This window comes from Paraglaciecola sp. (genome assembly GCF_051252315.1).
Taxonomy (GTDB): Bacteria; Pseudomonadota; Gammaproteobacteria; order Enterobacterales; family Alteromonadaceae; genus Paraglaciecola.
Genome location: NZ_JBPOFP010000023.1, coordinates 43,893 through 50,546 on the forward strand (window position 1 = coordinate 43,893; position 6,654 = coordinate 50,546).

6 protein-coding genes are annotated in these 6,654 nt (G+C 37.6%); all 6 read left to right on the forward strand.

Going from position 1 to position 6,654, the window contains the following annotated elements; translation table 11 throughout:
• A complete protein-coding gene (locus ACSHXM_RS06655) occupies positions 1 to 1,050 on the forward strand; it encodes a GGDEF domain-containing protein (protein WP_435687963.1) in 1,050 nt (349 codons plus the stop codon).
• Between the two features lie 133 nt (positions 1,051 to 1,183).
• Entirely contained in the window at positions 1,184 to 3,478 is a 2,295-nt protein-coding gene (locus ACSHXM_RS06660) for a DUF5916 domain-containing protein (protein ID WP_435687964.1), read from the forward strand.
• Between the two features lie 119 nt (positions 3,479 to 3,597).
• On the forward strand, positions 3,598 to 4,533 hold the full coding sequence (locus ACSHXM_RS06665) for an SPFH domain-containing protein (RefSeq protein ID WP_435687965.1): 936 nt from the start codon (positions 3,598 to 3,600) through the stop codon (positions 4,531 to 4,533).
• 3 nt (positions 4,534 to 4,536) lie between these two features.
• Entirely contained in the window at positions 4,537 to 4,992 is a 456-nt protein-coding gene (locus ACSHXM_RS06670) for an NfeD family protein (protein ID WP_435687966.1), read from the forward strand.
• Positions 4,993 to 5,217: 225 nt separating this feature from the next.
• The gene (locus ACSHXM_RS06675; protein ID WP_435687967.1) at positions 5,218 to 5,781 is read left to right on the forward strand and encodes a hypothetical protein; all 564 of its coding nucleotides are present in this window, start codon (positions 5,218 to 5,220) and stop codon (positions 5,779 to 5,781) included.
• A gap of 274 nt (positions 5,782 to 6,055) precedes the next feature.
• On the forward strand, positions 6,056 to 6,654 hold a 599-nt coding region (locus ACSHXM_RS06680), incomplete at its 3' end, for a retention module-containing protein (RefSeq protein ID WP_435687968.1).

Below are 6,654 nucleotides of genomic sequence, written 5' to 3' on the forward strand. Positions count from 1 at the left end.
ATGAAAAGGCTCACACTTTCGAATGACAATATATTTAACGGCTTTTTATTGGTCGTTATCATGTCTATTTCTGGATTGTGGGCTTTTGAAGAATACCTTGGAATTGCAGCAACACAAGATCGAATTGGAAATTTTATAAGCTTAATCATTTTGCCAATTTGTTTTTATTTTAGTTTCATTAAAAATAAAATTAAGCTGATTAAAGTTTTTGTATATTTTTATCTAGCAACGTACTTAATATTTCTTACCACAGCTGCTTTTTATCAGGCTGCTCAAACAGGCGAGATGTATTCAACTGCCTCTTCTCTACAGTGGGTGCCGATTGTTTATATTATTGCTTTTTTATTTCTGCCTCAAAGGCAGGCAATTTTCACAGTGTTGGGTTTTTATGCGCTGATTATATTGTTGTTAATTATATCCTATACAGATATTTTCCCTGGTATTAGTGATGAAATTCATGCTGTGTTTATCAACGCTGTATTTGCTCAGGGGGTGTGTATATTATGTTTATTTGGTGTCATTCGGCTTAAACAAACGAAAAACGAAACCGCCAAGTATGCTAAAAAAATGGAAAAGGCAGCGAACATCGATGGATTACTAGGGATTGGTAATAGGCGGATGTTACAAAGTGAATTAGAGCATTTAGAGTCTGATTCAGAGCCATTTTCATTACTTCTTATAGATTTAGATAATTTTAAACATATTAACGATACCTATGGTCACTTAGTGGGTGATGACGTTTTGAGAGCAGTAACTAGTTGTTTAGAAAAGAACTTACGGCCACAAGATACGATAGGTCGATGGGGAGGCGAAGAGTTTTTATTAATAGCTCAAGGCGCAAAAATAGAGCAGGCTAGTCAGCTAGCTGAGCGCATCAGAAAAGCTGTTGCAGCTACAAATATTCTTACAGTCGGCCATATCACCATTAGCATCGGTGTGGCCCAATTTAAACTCAATATGCCTATCAGCCAAACTTTTTCTGAAGCAGACAAAGCGCTTTATCAAGCCAAAGAAACAGGCCGCAATAAGGTGGTTAGTTCTTCAGCATAGCGTCAGGATTTTTTGTTGGTCTGACTAACTTGCTGATCCAACGCAAGATAATATATTAAGCGGAATAATAGGTTATGCTATGTGCCGTCAAAGCCTCAGCATAACATTTACATTTTTATTGGAATATTAAGCAGTGTTACGAATTTCTCTATCTATCTTACTTACCGTATTACTTTGTTCGACAGCTTTGGGTCAATCTTCAATGACGGTACCTAACTTACAAATGGGTGTTGTACTTGATGGTGAGCTGAACGAAGTTCAATGGCAAACGGCAAAACAGTTTGAGCTCAAATATGTTACCTCCCCATTTGAAAATACTGCACCACCCGTCACCACAATTGTGCGCATGTTTGAAGATGGGCAAACCCTGTATGTGTCTTTTGAAGCACTAGACCCTGATGTATCACAAATACGTACCTCGTATAGAGATAGAGATAAAATATGGAGTCATGACTTAGTTGGGGTAAAACTTGATCCTTTTAATGACAGTAGAATTGCCTACGAATTTTTTGTGAATCCGTTTGGTGTTCAAGCAGACGCCATTGAAAATGAAATGACAGGTAACGAAAGCGATAATTGGGATGCTGTTTGGCGTTCAGCTGGGAAAATTTTAGAAGGTGGCTATCAAGTGGAAATAGCTATCCCTTTGCAAATTATGAACTTTGAAGAAAGTGAAAATATTAAAACCTGGGGGGCTGAATTTGTACGTTTTTATCCGAGGCAGGACAAGTTAAGAATTTCAAACATGCCAAAAGACAGAAACAATAGTTGCACCTTGTGTCAACTAGGTGAAATATCCGGATTTAAAAAGAGTAAGCAAGGCAAAAATTTAACTTTTGTACCTACTTTAGTTGTGGGTAAAGGTCGCGAAAGAGATATTTATGGCAGTAATATTTGGGACGATAGTAATAACCAAGAAGTCGGCTTAGACGTAAAATGGGGAATTACACCTGAGGTGTCTTTGCAAGCCACACTCAACCCCGATTTCTCTCAAGTTGAATCTGACGTAGCTCAGCTTAGCATCAACAATACTTTCGCCCTATATTTCGATGAAAAACGGCCGTTCTTTTTGGAAAACTCAGATTATTTTACGAGTAACTTCAATCTTGTTCATACTCGAAATGTGAATGCGCCAGATTATGGGGTGAAAGTAACAGGCAGAGTCGACCAGCATACATTTGGTTTGTTTGTTGCTAATGATGAAAACACGAGTTTTATCGTGCCAGGTAACTTGGGCTCAAATGTGGCAATACTTGACCGAGAATCGATTAACGTGGCTGCTCGTTATCGTCATGACTTATCAAGTCAGTTGTCTATTGGCTGGACAAGCACTTTGCGAGATGCAGATTTTTATCACAATTATGTTAATGGGTTAGATGCTAAATATCAGGTGACGTCTAAAGATATATTGGTCGCTCAATTCTTGTCATCTGATACTCAGTATCCAATAGAGTTATACAAAGAGTTTTGTGACAACGATTGTTCACAAAGCAGCGACTCAAATGAAACGTCATTACGTTTACAAAAAGAAGATAGTTTTAGTGATAACGCTTATCGATTGGCTTATTACCATGAGGAGCGGGATTGGTTTACTGAACTAAGATACGAATCGGTAGGAGAAGGGTTTCGTAGGGATTTGGGATTTGGCTCACGTGTTGATCGCAATCGAGTGGTGGTTGGAGCTGGTTATAATTGGTATAGCGAAAATACTTGGTGGCACAGGGTTAGATTGTCAGGTGATTGGGATATTTCTCATAACGATGCTAATGAAGTGTTGGAAAAAGAAGCTGAAGTGTATGTAAGTGTTCATGGAAAATTTCAGTCTTACTTTGAGATAGGTCAAGTGCAAAGAGAAAGGGTAGGCTTGCGCCACGATCCTAGTTTGTTGTCTATTCAAAACAACACAACATTATTTACAGAAAATCAATCAAGCATGTTTTTTGAAGCACGACCGGTTTCGGCATTGTATTTTAATATGTCATTGTCTTATGGCGACCAAATTGATTTTGATAACAACAGGTTGGGTAAACAACTACAAATTAGACCTAGAATTTCTTTAGATGTAGGTGATCACTTACAGCTAAGTGTGCGACACACTTATAAAAAATTAGATATCCAACAAGACAATTTATTTAAAGCTAATCTAACGGATATGCGTATTACCTATCAGTTTGATCAAAAGCAGTTTTTACGGTTAATTTTTGTGCGTTCAGACATCACCAGAAATCAGGATCTATACTTACATGATGAAGTAGATGAAGAATACAAAAGTTTAGGTACGCAGTTGTTGTATTCATACAAACTCAATCCTCTCACAAAGTTTTTTGTTGGATATTCCGATTCAGCGGAACAAAATGAGTTAATACAACGTCTAACAAAAAACGAACAGTCTGTATTTATGAAGTTTAGTTATGCATGGATGAATTAAGCTACAAGTCAAAAAACGAGTCTAAACCTAGGATCCATAGAGGTTACTTGAAAAGTATAAGAATCAACCATATATCTAGATTGTTGGATAAATAATTACACCTAAAAAGGAAGCCAGTTATGGAAGTTTTGTTCGATTATATTTTAACAGCACAAACATTTATTCTTGTGTTTGTAGTGGTATTGCTGAAAGGCTCCATTAAGTTTGTGCCACAAAATCGAGCCTACGTTATTGAGCGTTTTGGTAAGTATCAATCTACCAAAGAAGCGGGTTTAAATTTTATCATGCCTATTATCGACCGAGTGTCCGCAGACCGTTCGTTAAAAGAACAAGCGGTAGATGTGCCAGAGCAAAGCGCCATAACCAAAGACAACATTTCTTTACATGTAGATGGTGTTTTATATTTCAGAGTGCTAGATCCCGTCAAGGCCACTTATGGGGTAGATGATTACGTTTTTGCTGTTACTCAGTTAGCCCAAACTACAATGCGTTCTGAGTTAGGTAAAATGGAGTTAGACAAAACCTTTGAAGAGCGTGACCAATTAAATACGAATATAGTGGCTGCGATTAACGAGGCTGCCAGTCCATGGGGAATTCAAGTATTGAGGTATGAGATTAAAGATATCGTGCCGCCTCATTCTGTGATGGAAGCCATGGAAGCGCAAATGAAAGCAGAGCGTGTTAAACGCGCTCAAATACTTGAATCAGAAGGTGATCGCCAAGCAGCAATAAACCGTGCAGAAGGTGAAAAAGCTTCTGTGGTATTAGCTGCTGAAGCAGATAAATCGGAGCAAGTACTAAGAGCCGAAGGTGAAGCAAAAGCGATTGTTGCCGTTGCCACAGCACAAGCTGAGGCTCTTAGGCAAGTCGGTGAAGCCGCAGCAACAGATGAAGGACAAAAAGCGATTCAGTTGGATTTGGCTACTAAAGCAATTGAAGCGAAACAGGCCATTGCGAAAGAATCCTCGGTTGTTTTATTACCTGATGGCGGAACCGATGCAGCCAATATTGTGGCTCAAGCAACTACTATTATTAATCAGCTAAATAAGGGGTAACTTATGAGCTGGGTAACGGATAATTTGGCAGAAAGCCTACTTATAATAGGTATCGTCTTATTGGTGATTGAAATTTTGGTACTGGGTTTCTCTACTTTTGTACTGTTTTTTGTTGGCGTCGCAGCCATAGCAACATCAGGTTTATTATTTGTGGAGATTATTCCCAATTCACTGTTAAGTGCTTGTTTGAGTACAGGCATCATTACAGCCTTATGCGCTAGTATCTTATGGACGCCTTTAAAAAATTCACAAAACAAAGTCGACACAACCAAAGCTAAAGGTGATCTAATTGGCCATAGCTTTACACTTACTGACAATGTGTCTGCCGAGCAGTCTCCTATATACCGCTATTCAGGTATTGATTGGAAACTTGAAAGCTCGGATAGTTTAGAAGCTGGCACTAAAGTGCAAGTTATAGAGGCAAAAGTGGGAATATTTGTTGTGGTAGCGGCAAAATAATACCTATTACTAATAGTCGATAATCTGTCCACTTTTTTAACAATCGCTTAATAGATATATTTCTAAATCTATTAACTTGTTGAATATTATATAAATAAAATAGTTGGATCGTTTATTGCTTTATTCAATCCAAGTAGTTAATTATTTATTTTTATACTAGAGTACAAATAGATAATTTATTCAATGTAGTCTGATAGTTTAAGATTAACTATCAAGGAGAGTTTTATGAATACTAAATTTTTAAGAGTCTTATTCGCCGCAGTTTTATCAATGTGTTTCGTCGGGCAGTCAAATGCCACAGTAATTTATACTGATTCGGCTGGTGTTGAATGGGACTATGTTGGCTCATTTAACTTGGCTGATGGCCCAAGTTTTGATGATGCCGATGGAAGTTGTGATCTACCAGGAGCTAATCAACAAACCTGTTGGGGGGATTACGCAAAACCTTTAAATGGTATCCAAGCTGCCGAATTACTTTTTTCAACGGGACACGGTGAAATTTTTGCAACTTCAACGGTTAATAACTCTGTCAACCATTTAGCATTTTACGATGAATTTGGTTTTAATGGACAAGTAGCAGTAGAGAAAAGCGAATCAATTGTTGCCGATTTGAATGGTGATGGAAAATATGATAACGATGGTGATAGTTCTGCATATATAAAAGATAGAGCAGCCAGTGACGTAGTAAATTATGTGTTTAAACGTGTTGTAGATGTTCCGTCTCCCTCAACTTTAGCTATTTTTGTGTTGGCTATATGTGGACTGACAGTTCGTCGTATTAAAGCTTAAATTTTTACAGAGCGAGTTCTGTCTGGAATCGCTCTCAAATATTCCCCTTTTTTCGTTTCTATACCTCTGTATGAAACTAAATACTCAATAAGTACCCATATATTTAAATAGAAGTAAGTATCTATCCTATTGTTTGCTAATCTTGTCTAGTTAGTTATAAAACTTTTCATTACACATTTAGCTCCATGTCCGTATTTAAAATTAAATGTGACTTATGATGTTGGTTGATTTGTCTTTATTTGACGAAACCAAAAATTATTTAGGAATATTGTCCATGCAAAATTTCACCACCCCACAAGAAGCCAAAATAGTTGAGGTTACTGGGTTAGTAACAAATGAATCGGCGCTTGGTACAAGTTTACAAACTGGTGACGTTATTGCCTCTGAGACAGTTTTAGTTTTTTCAAGAGGGAGTGAACTTGCTTTAGTTTTTGCTGATGGTTCAAGTCTAAAGGTAATAGGTTCGACCGACGGCGTGTTGACCACTGAAATCCAACTGTCAGAGCCTGAAGTTATTCTGCAAAGTCCTGAAAATCAAACGCCTAACCTAGCAACCAATAGTGTCCAAAATGACATAAATGCTATTCAAGAATTAATTGCATCAGATAATAATGATATTGAGTTACCAGATACGGCTGCGGGTGGTTTAAATGGTAATGAAGGAACTGACTTTGTTACTTTAGAAAGAGACGGCAACGAATTATTAGCTAGTGCCGGTTATGACACCGGGGAGTTAGATAACGCTGTAAGTGTACAAAATATAGTTCCAGATCCAGTCAATATTCCAGATAATTTACCTGATGCGGTAGATGACGTGTTTAACATCAATGAAAACACCCCGCTTGCAGGCAATGTTATTGGTAATGATGACTT